We start from the raw sequence: 18,663 nt of genomic DNA, 5'->3' as shown, positions 1-18,663 counted from the left end.
CTTAACGATTCAATCTCGGTTTTTTCGGAAAGCAAATATGGTAGTGCAGGCCCGCTCCGGGTTCGCTGCTGGCCTCAATACTTCCGCCCAGCGTTTGTCTTACCAGGTTATAGGCAATATGAGTACCTAAACCACTGCCACCCTGATCCCGTTTGGTGGTAAAAAATGGGTGGAAGAGTTTTTCCAGCTGGCCGGCGCTGAGGCCTTTGCCGTTGTCGGAGTATCGAATTTCAATATTGTCGGCATCATCAATCACTGTAATCCGGATCTGACCTTGGGCCATGTTTTCGAAACCATGGATCAGTGAGTTCATCAGCAAATTCGTGAATATCTGTGAAATGGCGCCGGCCGGGCAATCGAGAATAATATTGTCGGCGCAATTTACCTCTATCTGATGCTGAGTCTTTTTAAAATGCGGTTGTAAGGACCGGATAATTTCGTGCAGATATTCACATAAATTGATGGTGCGGATGGCTTCACTGGCTTGATCAACGGCAATTTGTTTAAAGCTGGCAATCAGCTCCGATGCCCGCTGTAAATTAGACTGCAGTAGATCCGTGCTTTGGCTGGCTTCGGATAAAAAGTCCTCCAGCATTTTCGGGGTCAGTGTTTTTTCACGGAACGCTTGTTCCAGCTGATGTAAGCGCTCGGCCAGAAAGCTGGTTGCCGTTACGCCAATGCCTACCGGTGTGTTAACTTCATGGGTGATACCCGCCACCAGGCCACCCAAAGCAGCCATTTTTTCTGACTGGACTAACCGATCCTGCGCCTGATTCAGAGTATCGATGGTTTCCTGTAGTTCGCGTTGCCGTGCTAACAGATTTAATTCGGTCTGGCGCCGTTGCTCAATTTCTTCGCGTAGTGCCTGCTTGTTCTGTAATAGTTCTTGCTTTTGTTGTTGCAGGTCCATCATTGCCTGGCTTAAACCCGAGGTCTTGCGTGCGACTTCTTGCTCTAACAATAAATTTTGCTGATCCAGCTTATTATTCGACAATAATAATTGTTGCTGGGTTTGTTTCAGTTGTTGCTGGTAATCCTGCAGCCGCTCAATCAATTTATTGTAGGCTGACGCCATAATACCTAACTCAGCCCCTTCATCGGTTGAAATCCGGACTTTGGAGCCATCAAGCTGCTCTAAATCAAGGTTTTCAATCTGTTGGCTTAAGTCTGCCAGCGGCTCGGTCAAATGTTTTCTAAATGCCAGTAAGAAGAGAATGATTAAAAACGTCGTTTTTAAAATGGCATTACCAATTAAAAAATATAGCCCGACTTCTATAAATTCAATCACAACGTTGCGGCTGGAGAACAGTGTCACATCACCGACCTGACTGGTGCGCCCGGAAAATTCAAAAATCAGCGGGAAGGTGTAGCCAAAAATACCGCTTTGCTGATCACTGATACTCAGTTCCTGTTGTACCAGTTGATTACTAAAACGTTGTTGAATATCAATATAGCGGCCAGACTGCGTAATAATGGTACCGTTGTCGTCCCGCACTATTACACCTTCAATTGCCGGGATAGCCAGTAAACCGTCGGCAATATTCAGGGTTTGCGGCGTGTTCAGTTCCCAGATCGCCCGGGTCAAACTGCCGGCAAAAGTTTGTTGCAGCGTAGATAACTCATTCCGGATAAAGTTTTTCGCATTGTAATACTCAGCAATGATCTGGCCGAGTGTTACTATCAGGGTCAGTAAAAAATATACTGATAAAACCTTGGTCAGCAGCTTTTTTGAAAGGCTGGTTTGCGGCATGTTATCACCCAGAGTGGTGTCTTGAACAAAAAGCGATCGACTAATGTTACCATAGCGAATATGGTTGTTATTTAAAATAATTATTTTACAGAATGGCCGTAAATAACGGATTTATTCTGCGCAAGGAGCCAAACCGGTATGAATAGCTCTGCTTTACAGCTGTTAAAACAGCTTCCCGGCGGTATTATCTTGTTGAACAATCGTTATCAATTAACTTTTGTGAACAGTTTTGTTTGTCAGCACAGCGGGTTGCCGGAACGCGATCTCGTTGGTCATGACTTCTTTCAATTATTCCCGGAAGTCCCCAAAGCCTGGTTTTGTCGCAAGGTCACTGAGGTTCTGACGCAACAACAGATTCAGCAGATCAGCTGGCAGCAACGCTTGTATTTATTGAAGTTTCCCCGCCAGGCTGCAACGGAAAATATGGCCATGGCGCAAAATATTAGTCTGCTGCCGCTGCCACAGCGCGACGATAGTGCGCTGGCGATTTGGATCGAAGATGCGACAGAGACCGCCCGTTACCATGCGCAGCTGTTACTCAGCGCCCAACAGCTAAAACGGCACGATCGTTTTGATAGCTTGACCGAGTTGCCAAATCGCCAGTATTGGTTGCAGCAATTACAACTTGAGTTGGCCAGGGCAGAGCGCTATGAACGGCCCTTGGCTGTTTTATTGTTCGAGTTGGATCGCTTTAAAGCGCTAAATGATCAGTATGGCCACCAGTTCGGCGACAGCGTTTTGCAAAGCCTGGCGCGACAATGTGGCGCCTTGTTGCGAGACAACGATTTATTGGCCAGGCTGGGTGGTGCGGAGTTTGCCGTGTTATTGCCGGATACGGAATTAGCTGGTGCACTGGAGGTGGCGAACCGGCTTAGAGCCAGTCTGGCACAGCAAGGCATTACTGAACAATTGCCGCCGGTTAAACTCAGTATCAGTTGTGGCGTCAGTACTTTTACCGCCGGGGTGAGTGCCGACACCTTATTGCAACAGGCAGAGCAAGCCCTATATCAGGCGAAATGTGCGGGTAAAAATCAGACCAGTATCTGGCGCGATAGTAGTAAGGCGAGTTAGCCGGTATTAAGCGCCATACCGGCTATTTAACCGCGGACCAGAAAAAGGTTTGACAGACGTCTAAAAGTCTGTGCATAGTGTAGTCTATGAATATAAAAGCAGCAGTACCCACCACCATTATTACCACCACCAACCCCGCGGGGTAGGAGGTCGGCGGTGTGCTGTCTGTAAAAAGGCCCGTGACCTCAAAGGTTCCGGGCCTTTTTTTTGGCCACTTGGCCCAGGTGAACCGGCGTTGATCACGCAACATAGCGTGACAGCCGGTTGACTAACAAAGGTCTGCGATAACAAAACGACTAAAGACTTGGATGCGCGAGGAGAAATTATGAGGGTGCTAAAATTTGGCGGGTCATCGCTGGCGTCGGTGGCCAGATTTTCTGAAGTGGCGCAAATTGTGTTGCAGCAGGCAACAACAGAACAAGTCTGTCTGGTGTTATCGGCCCCACAGGGGGTAACCAATACGCTGGTCGAATTAACCGATCTGGCGTATCTGGGAGCAGACTTTCAGTCACCGCTAAGCCAGCTTGAACAGCGCTACCAGCAACTGTTAGCCGAGGTGCCGGGCGTCAGTGAGGTACGCCGGCAGCAGGTGCAAGCGCTGATCAACAGCCAGATCCAGCAGTTGGGCTGGCAGTTACAGGGCATGAGTTTATTAAAGTTTTGCCCGGATCATATTAAAGCGCAGATCCTGGGCCTGGGCGAGCAGTTCAGCGTGGCACTGATGACGGCCTTGTTAGAGGGGCAAGGTGCGGATGTGCAGGCGCTGGACTCGGTAAAGCTGGTGAAAAGTCAGGGTGATTTTTTAAATGCCACTGCCGATGTGGCGGCGACAGCAACGGTGATTGATGCCGCTATGGCGGCGACACCGGCCAGCATCTACGTGATGGCAGGCTTCGTTTCCAGTAACGCCCAGGGCGAGACGGCCTTACTGGGGCGCAATGGCTCGGATTATTCCGCCGCCGTCATTGCCGCGGGGATCAAAGCCAGTGCCTGTGAGATCTGGACCGATGTCGATGGCGTCTACAGTGCCGATCCACGGCAGGTGAAACAAACCCGCTTAATCGATCGTTTGTCTTACGATGAAGCGATGGAGTTATCTTATTTCGGTGCTAAGGTGCTGCATCCGAAAACAATCGGCCCGTTGGCGCGGGTGCAAATTCCCTGTTATATCAAAAATACCCTTAACCCCAGTGCGCCGGGCACCTGTATCGATATGGAAGGTGATGGTGAAGCGCTGGTGAAGGGCATTTCCAGCCTCGAACATCTGGCGCTGATTACGGTATCTGGCCCGGGGTTAAAGGGCGTGGTGGGTATGGCCAGCCGGGTCTTTGCCGCTATGGCGCGCGCACAGATTTCGGTAAGCTTAATTACCCAGTCCTCGTCGGAATTTAGCATCAGCTTCTGTGTGCCGCAGCTGCATCTGGTGGCGGCGAAAAAGGCGCTGGAAGCCGAGTTCGAATTAGAATTGCAAAACAAACTGCTACGGCCATTAGCCATTCAATCCGATATGGCGATTGTCAGCCTGGTTGGCGATGGTATGCGGCAGCACAGAGGCGTGGCTGCGAAGTTCTTCGCTTCGCTGGCGCAGGCGCGGGTGAACGTGGTGGCCATTGCTCAGGATAGCAGTGAGCGCTCGATTTCTGCGGTGGTCGAGCAGCGCAGCTGTCAGAATGCGGTTAAAGTCTGCCATGAGAACTTCTTCAGCCATATCCCCAGTATTGATGTGTTTCTGGTCGGTTGCGGGGTGGTCGGCAGTGAATTACTGGCCCAGATCGAACGGCAACAAGCCTTTTTACAGCAGCGCCAGGTTAAGCTTACCGTGTACGGTATCGCCAACAGTAAGCAGCTGTTATTGGCGAAAGACGGTGTAGATCTGAAAAACTGGCAGCCGGCATTGGCAGAGGCCAATGCGCAGTTTTCGCTGGCGGAGTTAAACCGCTTTGTCCAGGAACAGCATTTAACCAATCCGGTACTGGTCGATTGCACCAGTGCCCAGGCAGTCGCGGACCAGTACGCCGATTTTCTGGCAGCCGGCTTCCATGTCGTTACGCCAAACAAAAAAGCCAATACCAGCAGCCTGGAGTATTACCATCGCTTGCGTGCTGTTGCCCAGCAGCAACGGCGGCGCTTTTTGTATGAAACCACAGTCGGTGCCGGTTTGCCGGTAATCGATACCCTGCAAGGGCTGCTAAATGCCGGCGACCAGTTGCTGGCCTTTGAAGGTATTCTATCCGGCTCCTTATCCTATATCTTTGGCGAGCTGGAAGCCGGAGTGCCGCTGTCGGTGGTGACCGCCAAAGCCCGCGCTATGGGCTTTACAGAGCCTGATCCGCGCGATGACTTATCCGGTATGGATGTGGCCCGCAAGCTGCTGATTATGGCGCGCGAAGCCGGTTTAATGCTGGATCTGAGCGAGGTCGAAGTGGACTCGGTGTTGCCGGCCGGTTTTGCTGCCGGCGCTAACGTCGAAAACTTTATGGCGCAGCTGCCGCAATTAGACCAGGCCTTTGCTGAGCGGCTGGCTGCTGCCAAAGCGGAGGGTAAGGTGCTGCGCTATATTGGCGAGATCCGCGATGGCAAATGTAAGGTCGCGATTAAAGCGCTGGCCGCTGATCATCCGCTGGCCAAAGTAAAAGACGGTGAGAATGCGCTGTCGATCCTAAGCCGCTATTATCAGCCGATCCCCTTTGTGCTGCGTGGTTATGGTGCCGGTGCTGCTGTCACTTCTGCCGGGGTCTTTAGCGATATTCTGCGCACCCTGAGCTGGCAGCAGCAGGTATAGTCTATGCAATCACATTCAACTAAGCGTTATTATGCGCCGGCCTCGACCGGCAATCTCAGCGTCGGTTTTGACTTGCTGGGCGCCGCCTTTGAACCGGTAGACGGCAGCCTGCTCGGTGATGAGCTGCTGATCCTGGGCGAGGCGGCAGAGCTCAGTTTGCAGCTAAGCGGCCGCTATCTGCATCAGCTACCGGCGGCAACCGAAGATAATCTGGTGTTTAAAGCCTTTTATGCCTTTGAACAGGCACTGGGCCGGCCATTACCTCGCTTGCGTTTGCAACTTAATAAGCATTTGCCGGTTGGCAGTGGTTTAGGCTCCAGCGCCTGTTCAATCGTCGTGGCTTTTTATGCCTTTAATGACTATTTCGGCCAGCCGTTTAGCCAGAGTGAGCTGCTACAGTTAATGGCGGTGGCGGAGGGCGGGGTAAGTGGCAGTGTGCATTATGACAATGTGGCGCCATCTTATTATGGTGGCTTACAGTTGATGTTACCGGATAGTGCGCAGATTTGCCGCAGCTTGCCCTGGTTCGAGCATTGGCGGGTGGTGCTCTGTTATCCGGGGACAGTACTCTCGACCAAGGCCGCACGCGCTGTTTTGCCACAGCAGTTAAGTTTATCCGCCAGTATCGCCTTTGCCGGTATGCTCAGCCGCTTTGTCAGTGCGCTCTACGCCGGCGATGAGCAGGATGCCGCGGCGGCGTTACAGGATCGGGTGGCAGAGCCGGCCAGGCAGAGTCTGATGCCGGAGTTATTGCCCTTGCGTACCGCCCTAAGTGAGCAAGGGGTACTGCACCTGGGGATTTCCGGTGCCGGCCCGACTGTATTTGCACTTTGCCGGGATGATGCACAGGCTGCCGCGACGGCGGCTTACCTTAATGCCCATTATGCCAAGAATCAGGACGCGCTGACCGCCATCTGCCGGTTAGCGCCACAGGGCGCCAGAGCGCTCACGGAGTAATAAAGATGATGTTAACGAATTTAAAAGTCCCAACCGAACAAGTCAGTTTTTTACAGGCGGTGCGACAGGGCCTGGGCCAGCAACAAGGCTTATTTTTCCCGACCAGCTGGCCAAAGCTGGATATTGACGCTTTACTTGCCTTACCGCTGGTAGAACGCAGTACCAAAATTTTAGCTGCATTGATTGGCGATGAGCTAACCGAGGCTGAAGTCGCTCAGATGGTGAGTGCCGCCTTTACCTTTGCCGCACCACTGGTACCCGTTACGGCGCAGACGTTTTGCCTGGAACTGTTTCATGGCCCGACGCTGGCGTTCAAAGACTTTGGCGGCCGCTTTATGGCGCAGGCGCTGGCCAAAGCCCAGAGCGGGCGCAAAACCACTATTGTTACCGCCACCTCCGGCGATACCGGTGCGGCTGTGGCACATGCGTTTTATCAGCAGCCTGGGGTAGAGGTAGTGATCCTGTACCCGAAAGGCAAGATCAGTCTGCTGCAGGAAAAGCTGTTTACCACCCTGGGGCAGAATATCACCACGCTGGCGGTGGATGGTGACTTTGACCAGTGTCAGGCGCTGGTTAAGCAAGTCTTTGACCAGCAGGAGCTGGTAAAAACCTACAATATTAACTCGGCCAACTCGATTAATATCAGTCGTTTATTTGCGCAAATCTGTTATTACTTTGAAGCTATTGCCCAACTGCCGGTCGAACAACGCTCAGAAGCGGTGATAGCGGTACCCAGCGGTAACTTTGGTAACCTGACTGCCGGTCTGATTGCCAAGGCGCTGGGGCTGCCGATTAAGCGGATGGTTGCTGCGACGAACCTGAATGATACAGTGCCGCGTTACTGGCAGAGCGGCCAGTGGCAACCCAACAAAACCATTGCCACTTTATCGAATGCGATGGACGTCAGTGCACCGAATAACTGGCCCAGGGTAGAAGCGCTGTTGGCGCAGGGGGTAGTGAGCCGGACTGATATCGAGGCGGTTAAGGTCGATGAAGATGACACCCAGCTTGGTATGCGCTTACTGGCGCAAGAGGGTTATCTGAGTGAGCCGCACGCGGCTGTTGCCTATAAGGCGTTAAAACGTAGCCTGCAGCCGGGTGAGGTGGGGATCTTCCTCGGTACGGCGCATCCGGCTAAGTTTAAAGAACAGGTAGAGAATATTTTAGGAACACCTATCGCTTTACCGGCGGCTTTGGCAAAATGTGCCGCTGAGCAAAGTTATAGCCGCGATATTCCGGCCGATTTTGCCACCCTCGAGCAGGTATTACGACAACTGGATAATCGCTGATGCAATGGCAGGACCTTCTTGGCAGTGAAAAGCAACAACCCTACTTTCAGCAAACGCTGACGGCGATCCAGCAGGCACGTGCCGGTGGCCAGGTGATCTATCCGCCGGACAGTGAAATCTTTAATGCGTTTAAGCTGACGCCGTTATCTGAGCTGAAGGTGGTGGTGCTGGGGCAGGATCCGTATCATGGCCCAAACCAGGCGCATGGGCTGGCGTTTTCGGTCAGGCCGGGCGTACGGGTGCCGCCTTCGTTGCTGAATATCTACAAGGAGCTGGCGCTGGAATATGCAGACTTTCAGGTGCCGTCACATGGCTACCTGCAAAGCTGGGCCGAGCAGGGCGTGTTATTGCTGAATACCGTGTTGACGGTGGTGGCAAATGAGCCGAACTCGCATCGCGCCCTGGGCTGGGAGCAATTTACTGATCAGGTGATCCGACAAATCAGCCAGCACTGTGAGCAACTGGTGTTTTTACTCTGGGGCTCTCATGCGCAGAAGAAAGCGCGGCTGATTGACGCCAGCCGGCATCATATTCTGCAGGCACCCCATCCATCGCCGTTGTCCGCACATCGCGGCTTTCTGGGCTGTGGTCATTTTTTACAGACTAACAGCCTGCTGCGCGCCGCCGGCAAGACGCCGGTTAACTGGCACTCAGTGTTGTAACTGACCGTGTCTTAGCTGATTTAACAGATAACGAAAATGAACAACGAAAAGGGCCTGCAGTTAACTGCAGGCCCTTTTGTTTATAATTCGATATCAATCAGTTCAGGTTCAATGGTCCAATCAATGTCACAGAGCTCTTTTTTCAGTCTTTGGCGTTCTTTCAATTCCTCAATTTCCCGCCATTTGCGCTTAACGGTGCGGGTTTTCGCCGCCGGACGTTCCAACATGTTCAGTAAGTCTTCGAAGCTTTCCATAATTACGGCCTCATCTGATTGTTGTTTCTTGTTGTTATTTTCAACAAGTTTCTACCACACTTTGTCTAAAAATAAAACTAAAAAGTGACAGTACGATGACGGCGCAAAAAATAAAGGCTGCCCGCGGGCAGCCTTGCTGATGCTAAACAGGGTTTAGCGGTTTTGTTGGCGGAACAGGGCAATCAACTGCGCTGTTGAACTGTCGAACTGAGCATCACCTTGCGACTTAAGTGCTTGATAAATCGGTGTAGAAAGCTGCTTGCCCAGCTCAACCCCCCATTGGTCAAAGCTATTCAGTTGCCAGATCGCTCCCTGACAGAACACCTTATGTTCATAGAGTGCGATCAAGGCGCCCAGATGATAGGGTGATAACTCATCCAGTAATAAAGTATTACTGGGTTTATTACCAGGTGACGCCTTATGCGGGGCTAATTCTGCTGCCGCCTGCGCCGTCATGCCCTGCGCCAGACATTCCTGATATGCTTCCTGCTCGGTCTTACCCTGCATCAGCGCCTGGGTTTGCGCAAAGCAATGCGCGGCCAGCCGCTGGTGATGGTCCTGTAGCGGATGCGCGACCTTTAGCGGTAGCAGGAAGTCTGCTGGGATTTTCAGCTGGCTTTGATGCAATAACTGATGATAAGCATGCTGGCCATTGGTGCCGGCATCACCCCAGATCACCGGGGCGGTGACATCGCTCAGTGGCTGGCCGCGGCGATCGACCGCCTTGCCATTACTTTCCATATCCAGTTGTTGCACATAAGACGGCAGTAAACGCAGATAATGGCTATATGGCAGCAGCGCCTGCGCCTGACAGCCGAAACCGTTGATATACCAGATGCCCAGTAATGCCAGAATCACTGGCAGGTTTTCGCTAAAGGGCGCGTTAAAGAAATGCTGGTCCATGGCGGCGGCACCGGCTAACAGCTGATTAAAACCGTCATTACCAATCATCAGCGAGACCGGTAAGCCAATCGCTGACCAGAGCGAGTAACGGCCACCCACCCAGTCCCACATCGGCAGGATATGCTGTGGCACAATGCCAAATTCGGCGGCCGCCTGCACATTGGCAGAGGTGGCCCAGAAGTGTCGCGCGATAGCGGCTTTGTCTGCGCCCTGAGCACTAAACCAGGCGCGCAGCGCTAACGCATTTTGTTTGGTTTCTTCGGTGCCAAAGGATTTTGAAGCAACCACCACCAGTGTCGTCTCAGGCTGCAGTTGTTTGGTCAGATCGCTGACAATAGCGCCATCGATATTGCCGGCAAAGTGCAGTCGCACCGGACTACAATGATAGGGCGTCAGGGCTTCCACCGCCATTTGCGGGCCCAGCAGCGAGCCACCAATGCCGACCCAAATCAGATCGGTAATTGGCTTGCCGCTATAACCAAGGTAAGTCCCCTGGTGGAGCTGGTCGATTAGTGTCGCCATTTGTGCGCGACAGGCGCTAATCGCCGCACCGATATCCTCGCCATTTAGCCGCAGGTCTTGCAAATCTTGCTGCCGCAGCCGCGTATGCCAGACCGCACGCTGCTCGGTATTATTGATAGCGGCACCGGCTTGCATTTGCTGACACAGCTGGCGGATGCTGCTTTGGGCGGCCAGTTGCTGCAGGGTTTGCCAGCTGCTGTCATCCAACAGGTTTTTCGAGAAATCCAGCGTGATGCCACAGGCTTTGGCACTAAAACGCGCAGCGCGATTTGGCTCAGCAGCAAATAACTGACGCAGCGGCTGTTGCCGCTCGGCCAATGGCTTTAATAAGGCAGTTAAACTGGCAGTCATGCGGTGCTCCCTTTACAGCTGGCTTTGGATCAGGCTTTCCAGCTTGCGCTGGTCAACGGCAAATTTACGGATCCCGTCTGCCAGTTTTTCGGTCGCCATTGCATCTTCATTCAGCGCCCAGCGGAACTGTTGTTCGGTTAACGCCGCCGGTTTGGCCGACGTGACGCCTTGATCTTGCAGTTTCACTGCCAGCTCGCCCTGTTGCTGGCTCAGTTCATCCAGCAGTGCCGGGCTGATCGTCAGGCGATCGCAACCGGCCAGTGCTAATACTTCGCCAATATTGCGGAAACTAGCGCCCATCACGATAGTACTGTAGCCATGCTGTTTAAAGAACTGATAAATTTCGCGCACCGACAACACGCCCGGATCGGTCTCGGCGGTATAGTCTTGCTTGGTATTGGCTTTGTACCAGTCCAGGATCCGGCCAACAAAGGGCGAAATCAGATAGACGCCGGCCTCGGCGCAAGCCCGCGCCTGTGCCAGATGGAACAGTAAGGTCAGGTTACATTGAATACCTTCCTGCTCCAGTACCTTGGCGGCCTGAATGCCTTCCCAGGTCGAGGCAATTTTGATCAGGATCCGGTCAGTGCCAATGCCATTTTGTTGATACAGAGCCACTAACTGGCGTGCCTTGGCAATGGTCGCTGCGGTATCGAAGGATAAACGGGCATCGACTTCAGTTGACACCCGGCCCGGCACCAGCTTGCTGATGGCGGTACCGACATCAACGGCGAATTTATCACTGGCTAAGGCCAGTTGCTGCGCCGGGTCCTGACTTTGTGTTTTGGCGTAAGCGATAGCCGCAGTCAGCATCGGTTTAGCAAAATCTAACTGGCTGGCATTTAACAACAAAGACGGGTTAGTGGTGGCATCCACTGGCCGGAATTGCTCGATGGCATTCAGGTCGCCACTGTCAACCACCACGGTGGTGACCGCTTTTAACTGAGTTAATAAATCTTTCATGTTATTCACTTACCATTTTGTTGGTTAATTGAGTCTGATTATACGGCTAAACGGCTAAAAGTGTAGTAATAAAACAACAAATATCGTACTAAGTTCAGCCGATAAGCGGAGTGTTAGCCGGTCGACCTGCAGTATAGGTCGACCGGCTGAACAAAAGATGACAAGCGGCCGCGCTCAGGCGGCAGTTCGCGGCAGGATCCTTTGCATTCGCGCCTGGAACAAGCATAATGGCGCCCTGCGTGATCTGCAAGGGCTGCCGCGCCAGTATTAAGGTTAGTCAGTTGTTGGGCCGGCTGGATCGCGGTTTTATCTGATGGCTTGCCGATCGCCAATGCCAGCGCCTGTTAACGTTTGATGTTGGCATATCTGATTTTCTGACCTCTGTTTTTAAAGAAAAGGAGCCCCGCTTATGTTGTTGCTGGTATCACCGGCTAAAGATCTCGACCTGACTCCGTCTGCCACACCCTTAGCGGTGACTCAGCCAGCGCTGTTAGCCGAGGCCACAGCGCTGGCCGCGATTTGTAAAACCCTGACGCCGGCTGATTTAAGCTCGCTAATGCATATCAGTGACAAGCTGGCCGGCTTAAATGCCGCTCGTTTTGCCCAGTGGCAACCGCCTTTTACCCCTGACAATGCTAAAGCCGCGCTCTTTATGTTTAACGGCGATGTGTATCAGGGACTGGACGCAGCGAGCTTAACTGCGGCAGACCTGGGCTTTGCGCAGCAGCAACTGCGGATCTTAAGCGGCCTCTATGGCGTACTCAGGCCACTGGATCTGATGCAGGCCTACCGGCTGGAGATGGGCACCAGCCTGGCGAATCCGGCTGGTAAAGATTTGTATGCGTACTGGAAAAGCCGCTTAACCGCCCATCTGAATAGCGAGCTGGCCGCGCTGAATACCGATACGGTGTTAAATCTGGCGTCGCAGGAATATTTTAAGGCGGTCGATACCAAAGCCCTGCAGGCGCGGGTGATTAGCCCAGAGTTTAAAGATCTGAAAAATGGACAGTACAAGATCATCAGCTTTTACGCCAAGAAAGCCCGCGGTTTAATGGCCCGTTATGTGATTCAGCAGCGGCTAACGGCTCTGGAGGGTATTCTGGGCTTTGATTTGGCTGGCTATTACTACAGTGCTGAACATTCCCGCCCTGATAAGCCGGTGTTTTTGCGTGACTTGCCGCAATAGCAGCTGATTGCGCTACTTTTCGTCACTATTCGCAACTATTCGCAACTTTTTGCGACTATTCGAGACTAAGTCGCGATTATGTTGCCACTAAGCGAAAATTCGCCGCGCGTTGCGGCGTTTTTTTCGCTAAAATAGCGCTTTGTTTGTCACCGAGCGTCAGCTAATGAAATTTCCCGGTCTGCGTAAAATCAAGCATTACTTTCCGGTCTCTCAGCCCAAACCACAATTACCCAGTCTGGATGTGCGTCCGGCGTTGGATACCTATATTGTCGGTTTAGATCAAACCATTGTTGATGTGGTTGCCAGTGTTAGCGATGAGTTTCTGGCCAAATATGATATCCCTAAAGGTTTATCGAACCTGGTTGAACATGACAAAGCGAACCGGATTTATCATGAGTTGGTGGTCAATAACGCCATCTCCGATCATTTTGCCGGCGGCACCATCGGCAATACGATCCATAATTACTCGGTGCTGGCGGATGATAAATCGGTATTGCTGGGCGTGATGTCGGCCAATATTGCACTGGGTTCGCCTGCTTATCATTATGTTTGTCATACCAGCTCGAAAGTCGATATGAATCATCTGCAAGGGGTGGCGGGCGATATCGGGCGTGGTATTACCATGATAACGCCGGATGGCGAGCGCACCTTTGTGATTGACCCCAGTGATATGGATCAGCTGGCGCCTGACTATATTCCAACCCCGATTATTGCCGGTGCGGCGGCCTTCGTGGTCAGCGCTTATCCGCTTCGGGCAACAGGGCAACCGATCCAGCAGGCGATGTTAAAGGCGCTGGCCGATGCCAAAGCCCATCAGGTGCCGGTGGTGATGAGCCTGGGTACCCGTCATCTGGTAGAAGAAAACCGCGCCCAGATCCTGCAAACCATTCATGATTACGTTAATGTGCTGGCGATGAACGAGCAGGAAGCCGAAGCCCTGACCGGGTTTCGCGATCCGCTGCTGGCAGCCGAGGCGGCACTGGAAATTACCGATATGGTGTTGATCACCGCCGGGGCAGAGGGCTTGTATCTGTGTGGCTATACTGACGAGCGCACTAAACGCGAGAGTTCAAATCCGATTAAGTCTGCCAGCCTGGCCGATTTTAACCGCTTTGAATTTAGCCGGCCAATGCTGCGCCGGCATTGCCAGCAGCCGCTGAAAGTCTATTCGCATATTGACCCTTACCTGGGCGGGCCGGAGCGGATTAAGAATACTAATGGTGCCGGAGATGGCGCCTTGTCAGCCATCCTGCACGATATGGCAGCGAACAGCTATCATAAACAGGTACAGCCGCTGTCGAGCAAGCATGAGTTGCCTTATCTGGCCTATTCGTCATTTGCCCAGCTGTGTAAATATGCCAACCGGGTCAGTTATGAGATCCTGGTACAAAATGCCCCCAGGCTGTCTAAAGGCCTGCCAGAGCGCGAAGACAGCCTGGAAGAAGCCTACTGGGAGCGTTAAGCAGCGGTGCTACCGATCACGGCTGATATTTATCTTGACGAAGAATTGCTGAATTGGCAGTTTGTCCGCGCTTCCGGCCCGGGTGGTCAGCATGTCAATAAGGTGTCGACGGCGGTGCTGTTGCAGCTGGATATTCGCCAGTCTGGTTTGCCAGATTGGCTGCAGCAGCGCTTGTTAAAGCTTGCCGATCATCGCATCAGCCAAAGCGGTAAGATTACCATTAAATGTCAGCAGAGCCGCAGTCAGGAGCAAAACCGCGAACTGGCGCTGGCACAGCTGCTGGTGCTGTTGCAAAGTGTTACTAAAGCGCCGAAAAAACGGCTGGCGACTAAGCCCAGCTACAGCAGCCAGCAAAAGCGGCTGCAAAGCAAAAAGCAGCAAGGGCAAACCAAGGCGTTACGCCAGCAAAAGCGTTTTGATTAGACTACAGTCAGTAACCAGGCGCGAAAGCTGCGGCCTTTCATCTTGCTGTGATTAAGCTGTTGTAACGCGGCTTTATAGGCATTGCGGCTGACCGCGACATAGGCCCGGAAATCCTGCAGCTGAATTTTACCAATTTCGGTAAACGCCAGTTTGTTATCGCGGGTCAGGGCACCGACAATATCCGCCGGGCGTAATTTTTGTTTTTTACCGCCATCAATTTCCAGTGTCACCATGGCCGGCTGCCGCGGCTGATTGCTATTGGCGGCAGGCAACGGCAGCGGTTCAATTTCAATGGCAAAGGCTTGCTCCAGCGCGGCCAATTTGTGGCTGTCGTCGACAGTATACAGCGAGCAGGCTAAACCTTCGCTACCGGCACGACCGGTACGGCCGATACGATGAGTATGGGTTTCGACATCATGCGCCAGCTGATAATTGATCACCAGATCCAGCTTTTCGATATCCAGACCGCGGGCGGCGACATCGGTCGCCACTAACAGCTGCAAACTGCCATTGGCAAATTGCAGCAGTTGCTGTTCGCGCTCGCGTTGCTCCAGATCGCCATGCAGGGCGGCGACACTAAAGCCTTGTTGCTGTAATTCGCTATGCAGCTGCTGTACCTCTTTGCGGGTATTGGCAAAGATCACGCAGCTATCGGGCTGCAGCGCCAGTAATAAGCGCTTAACCGCTTCACTGCGGCTATGTTGCTCCAGCAGATAAAATTGTTGCGCAATGCGTGCTGCCTGCGCCGGGCTATCGATAATGATCACCTCGGGCTGATCTAGCTGCGCCTGCGCCAGTTTTTTTACCTCCGGCGCAAAGGTCGCACTGAACAGCAGTTGTTGTTTGGTTTGCGGCAGTGCCGCCAGAATTTGCTCCAGTTCAGTGGCAAAGCCCATTTCCAGCATGCGATCCGCTTCATCCAGTACCAGTTGTGACACTTCAGCAAGGTCCAGCCGCTGTTGCTGCAAATGATCAAGCACCCGTCCCGGCGTACCGACGATAATATGGGCTCCATGTTCCAATGACAGGATCTGGCCTTTGGCTGGCACGCCGCCACAGAGTGTCAGCACCTTAATATTGTGAATACCACGCGCCAGCAGACGGATTTCGCTGGCCACCTGTTCGGCCAGCTCGCGGGTTGGACACAGCACCAGACTTTGAATGCGAAACCGGCCGACATTCAGTTTACTGAGTAAACCCAGCGCAAAGGCTGCCGTTTTACCTGAGCCGGTCGCCGCCTGAGCAAACACATCTTTACCCGCCAGGATAGCCGGTAAGCTGGCGCTTTGTACCGCTGTAGCCTGGGCAAAGTTAAGCTCGTGCAGGGTTTTTAATAAGGCTGGGGATAGGGCGAAATCGGAAAAGGGGCGGCACTCAGTCACAGGTATTACTCAGCTAAGGTTACGCTGACCCGGTGTCTGCGTACAGCGGCGCATTATAGCATAAATTACAGAGCACAAATGGCGTTGGAAATTTTCCCGCTGCAGCGCCGGAAATGACAGCGCCCGCGGCGGCTTATTCTGCCACCTGAGTAACAGGCTGCTCTTTAAAGGTCGCCAGTTGTAACTGGGTGCTGGCTTTGGTTTGCAGCATCGAGACCAGCGAGTCCCAGCGCACATTGCGCTCTTTTTCGAAGATCAGATCAAAGTTACCGGAATCCCAGTCGACAAAGTGCTGTGGATTCAGTGAGCGATCCAAAAAATGGATCTCATAGTGCAGATGTGGTGCGGTAGAACTGCCGGTATTGCCTGAGGTAGCAATCAATTGCCCTTTATGTACGAAAGTACCACTGGTCACTTTAAAGTCGTGTAAGTGGGCGTATAAGGTCGCGAAACCAAAAGCATGACGAATTTTTAGCAGATTGCCGTAACCACTATTACTTTTACGGACCAGTTCTACTACGCCATCAGCCGGGGCATAAATCGGGGTACCACGCGGCGCAGTCAGGTCGATGCCATTATGGTGTTTACGTTTACCCAGAATCGGATGGGTACGCACGCCATAACGTGATGATCTTTTATCAAACTCCAGCGGCGAACCATTTGGCACCAGCTGCAACATTGCCATCCGAGCACTCGAGGTCACGGTAGCAATGTCAAGACGACTTTCTAAGCCCTGCTGCTGACTATGCTCCAAGCCCAGGCTAAGTTCGATTTCTTCCAGTCGTTGACTGACCAGCGCCATCTCATCCTGCTTTAAGGTGAGTTCCTGTTCCAGCGTATCGCGGGTGTCAGTTAATTGCGCTAACTGTTGTTGTAAGACGCTGGTTTGTTCGGCTAACAATTGCTGCTCAGCTTTGGCCGAGTCGACGGTATGCAGCAAATAATTTATCAGCGCGGCGGTAATTAACACCGAAAACAGTACGACCCACAAGCCAATTACGGCATTGCGTTTCACGATATTACTGATATTGAAGTGTCGGGTACCATGTACGCTTGAGACGGAAATTATTATACGATCTTTCATCAGCGCGAATTGTTTACTCTGTAACCAGTTGTTGACCAGCAGCAAAATAGGGGGCTTTAGCGGTACTGTCAAGCACTTTGTCAGTCGCGAAAAGCAGGCGCCAAAGCAGATTACTGCTGGCGCCTTGATTTATTTCACATATCAGAAAAGCTTAATGTCCGGCGTGACCGTCAATACCATGAGCATGGCCGTGCGCCAACTCTTCGGCAGTGGCATCGCGTACTGCGACCACTTCCACATCAAACTGCAGTTCAAAACCGGCCAGCGGGTGATTGCCATCGACAACGACTTCTTCCTCTGACACATCAATAATAATGACCGGCTGTTCGCGACCATCCGGGCCTGAGGCACGAAAGCGCATACCCACAGCAACGTCCATTCCTTCAAACATAGAACGCGGCACGGCTTGTACCAGCTGGTCGTGGCGTTCGCCATAGGCGTCTGCGGCTGCAATAGTGCTGCTAAATTTGTCGCCGGCGGCCTTGCCGGCCAACGCTTGTTCCAAACCCGGGATCAGCGCGCCCTGACCAAACATAAATACCAGAGGCTCGCCACCGGCAGAAGAATCGAGTTGGTTACCCTTGCTATCGGTAACGGTGTAATGAATGGCGACAACTTTGTCTTGAGAAATGGTCATGCAAACCTCTTAATTGAGAGAATAGGGTAAGGCATGCTGACTCAGCAGCAGCGGCTGCTCGCCAGCTAACCTTAACGAGTCTGCCGGTGTTATGTCATTCGGCAATAAGGCCAACAGCCACAGCTGCTGATTAATATTTACCGCATTAATTACCTGGCCAATCCGGCGCCAGTTATCTTCCAGTTTTAATTCGATGCTGGCACCGGCAACCGGCGTTTCATCGGTTTCGGCACTGAGAATATAGGCCGCTCTTTTATTACCACCGCGATATTTTAACCGCGCCACGGTCTCCTGACCAATATAACAGCCTTTGGTAAAGCTAATACCCTCTACCGCCTGTAAGTTAAGCATTTGCGGTACCAGTTCGCCAATCAGGGGTTGCTCCAGATAGGCCAGACCATGGCGGATATGCTGCTCCAGCCAGAGTGTTGGCGCGGCCAGCGGTAGCTGAGCCTGCTGCAGGCTAGCCAATTCCGTTTGTGGCAGCACCAGCAAATAGTGGTCTGCCGCCAGGCAAAGCAAGCTTTGTTCGCCGTTTCGCACCAACTGGCCGGCGGCTTGCGGCACCGTAAAACCGAGCTGGCGGATTAAACTCTGGCTCTCAGGGCCAGCTAAACCGAAAACGGCATGGGGTTGCTCCGTTTGGTCAAAGCTGACTTTAGAAAAGACGCCAAATTTTTTCCACTGTACTAAAGAGGCTTGCAGTTCATCCCGAAAGGCGACGACGAGCAGATCCTCACCTTGCGAGAATAAATGAAAGACCGACCACATCTTACCTTTGGCGTCGCAATGCGCGCCGCGTAAAAAATTATCTGCGGTCAGTTGGTTTAAATCACAGGTGGTTTGTCCCTGCAAATATTTACGGTTATCAGGGCCGCTGATCTTCAGTACCTGAAAGCCAGGCAGTGGACTGAGAAAAGCCGGTTGAACTTCAGTTGATAATGACGCGTATTGGTCTGCACTAAGCCAGGATGTCTGCATAATA

General features: G+C 52.5%; 16 protein-coding genes. 8 read left to right on the top strand and 8 right to left on the bottom strand.

The window, feature by feature from the left end:
- Position 1: 1 nt before the first annotated feature.
- Positions 2-1,750, bottom strand: coding sequence for a HAMP domain-containing sensor histidine kinase (locus AAY72_RS10295; protein WP_057787316.1), 1,749 nt, complete (start codon positions 1,748-1,750; stop codon positions 2-4).
- 138 nt (positions 1,751-1,888) lie between these two features.
- Here AAY72_RS10295 and AAY72_RS10290 point away from each other — a divergent pair, with 138 nt between their 5' ends.
- The 5 genes from AAY72_RS10290 to ung all read left to right on the top strand — a co-directional run bounded on the left by AAY72_RS10290 (position 1,889) and on the right by ung (position 8,511).
- Complete coding sequence (locus AAY72_RS10290) at positions 1,889-2,821, top strand: sensor domain-containing diguanylate cyclase (RefSeq protein ID WP_057787315.1); 933 nt, start codon at positions 1,889-1,891, stop codon at positions 2,819-2,821.
- A gap of 325 nt (positions 2,822-3,146) precedes the next feature.
- Positions 3,147-5,603, top strand: coding sequence for a bifunctional aspartate kinase/homoserine dehydrogenase I (thrA, locus tag AAY72_RS10280; protein WP_057787311.1), 2,457 nt, complete (start codon positions 3,147-3,149; stop codon positions 5,601-5,603).
- Positions 5,604-5,606: 3 nt separating this feature from the next.
- Complete coding sequence (gene thrB / locus AAY72_RS10275) at positions 5,607-6,560, top strand: homoserine kinase (protein ID WP_057787309.1); 954 nt, start codon at positions 5,607-5,609, stop codon at positions 6,558-6,560.
- Positions 6,561-6,565: 5 nt separating this feature from the next.
- Complete coding sequence (thrC, locus tag AAY72_RS10270; RefSeq protein ID WP_057787307.1) at positions 6,566-7,849, top strand: threonine synthase; 1,284 nt, start codon at positions 6,566-6,568, stop codon at positions 7,847-7,849.
- Positions 7,849-8,511, top strand: coding sequence for a uracil-DNA glycosylase (gene ung / locus AAY72_RS10265; RefSeq protein WP_008951284.1), 663 nt, complete (start codon positions 7,849-7,851; stop codon positions 8,509-8,511). Before thrC ends, ung begins: the two co-directional genes overlap by 1 nt.
- 80 nt (positions 8,512-8,591) lie before the next feature.
- Here ung and AAY72_RS16535 read toward each other — a convergent pair whose 3' ends face one another.
- The 3 genes from AAY72_RS16535 to tal form a co-directional block, all read right to left on the bottom strand.
- A complete protein-coding gene (locus tag AAY72_RS16535; protein WP_008607219.1) occupies positions 8,592-8,765 on the bottom strand; it encodes a DUF3545 family protein in 174 nt (57 codons plus the stop codon).
- 153 nt (positions 8,766-8,918) lie between these two features.
- Positions 8,919-10,541, bottom strand: coding sequence for a glucose-6-phosphate isomerase (gene pgi, locus AAY72_RS10260; protein ID WP_057787305.1), 1,623 nt, complete (start codon positions 10,539-10,541; stop codon positions 8,919-8,921).
- Positions 10,542-10,553: 12 nt separating this feature from the next.
- Positions 10,554-11,504, bottom strand: coding sequence for a transaldolase (gene tal / locus AAY72_RS10255; RefSeq protein WP_057787303.1), 951 nt, complete (start codon positions 11,502-11,504; stop codon positions 10,554-10,556).
- A 409-nt stretch (positions 11,505-11,913) separates the two neighbouring features.
- Between tal and yaaA the strand changes: the two genes are divergently transcribed.
- From yaaA to arfB, 3 genes are all read left to right on the top strand, one after another.
- Entirely contained in the window at positions 11,914-12,690 is a 777-nt protein-coding gene (gene yaaA / locus AAY72_RS10250) for a peroxide stress protein YaaA (RefSeq protein ID WP_057787301.1), read from the top strand.
- A 163-nt stretch (positions 12,691-12,853) separates the two neighbouring features.
- Complete coding sequence (locus AAY72_RS10245) at positions 12,854-14,152, top strand: inosine/guanosine kinase (protein WP_008951287.1); 1,299 nt, start codon at positions 12,854-12,856, stop codon at positions 14,150-14,152.
- A gap of 6 nt (positions 14,153-14,158) precedes the next feature.
- On the top strand, positions 14,159-14,575 hold the full coding sequence (gene arfB / locus AAY72_RS10240; RefSeq protein WP_057787299.1) for an alternative ribosome rescue aminoacyl-tRNA hydrolase ArfB: 417 nt from the start codon (positions 14,159-14,161) through the stop codon (positions 14,573-14,575).
- Here arfB and dbpA read toward each other — a convergent pair.
- The 4 genes from dbpA to ygfZ all read right to left on the bottom strand — a co-directional run bounded on the left by dbpA (position 14,572) and on the right by ygfZ (position 18,659).
- The gene (dbpA, locus tag AAY72_RS10235) at positions 14,572-15,957 is read right to left on the bottom strand and encodes an ATP-dependent RNA helicase DbpA (RefSeq protein ID WP_057787296.1); all 1,386 of its coding nucleotides are present in this window, start codon (positions 15,955-15,957) and stop codon (positions 14,572-14,574) included. The genes arfB and dbpA overlap by 4 nt on opposite strands.
- A gap of 133 nt (positions 15,958-16,090) precedes the next feature.
- Entirely contained in the window at positions 16,091-17,041 is a 951-nt protein-coding gene (locus tag AAY72_RS10230) for a M23 family metallopeptidase (RefSeq protein WP_040291655.1), read from the bottom strand.
- Positions 17,042-17,192: 151 nt separating this feature from the next.
- Entirely contained in the window at positions 17,193-17,678 is a 486-nt protein-coding gene (locus AAY72_RS10225) for a peptidylprolyl isomerase (protein ID WP_057787294.1), read from the bottom strand.
- A 9-nt stretch (positions 17,679-17,687) separates the two neighbouring features.
- On the bottom strand, positions 17,688-18,659 hold the full coding sequence (gene ygfZ, locus AAY72_RS10220) for a tRNA-modifying protein YgfZ (protein WP_008984387.1): 972 nt from the start codon (positions 18,657-18,659) through the stop codon (positions 17,688-17,690).
- Between the last annotated feature and the right edge of the window lie 4 nt (positions 18,660-18,663).

Origin of the sequence: Alishewanella sp. WH16-1 (genome assembly GCF_001441695.1) — a bacterium.
GTDB lineage: Bacteria > Pseudomonadota > Gammaproteobacteria > Enterobacterales > Alteromonadaceae > Alishewanella > Alishewanella agri.
This window is presented reverse-complemented; position numbering and strand designations above follow the sequence as displayed.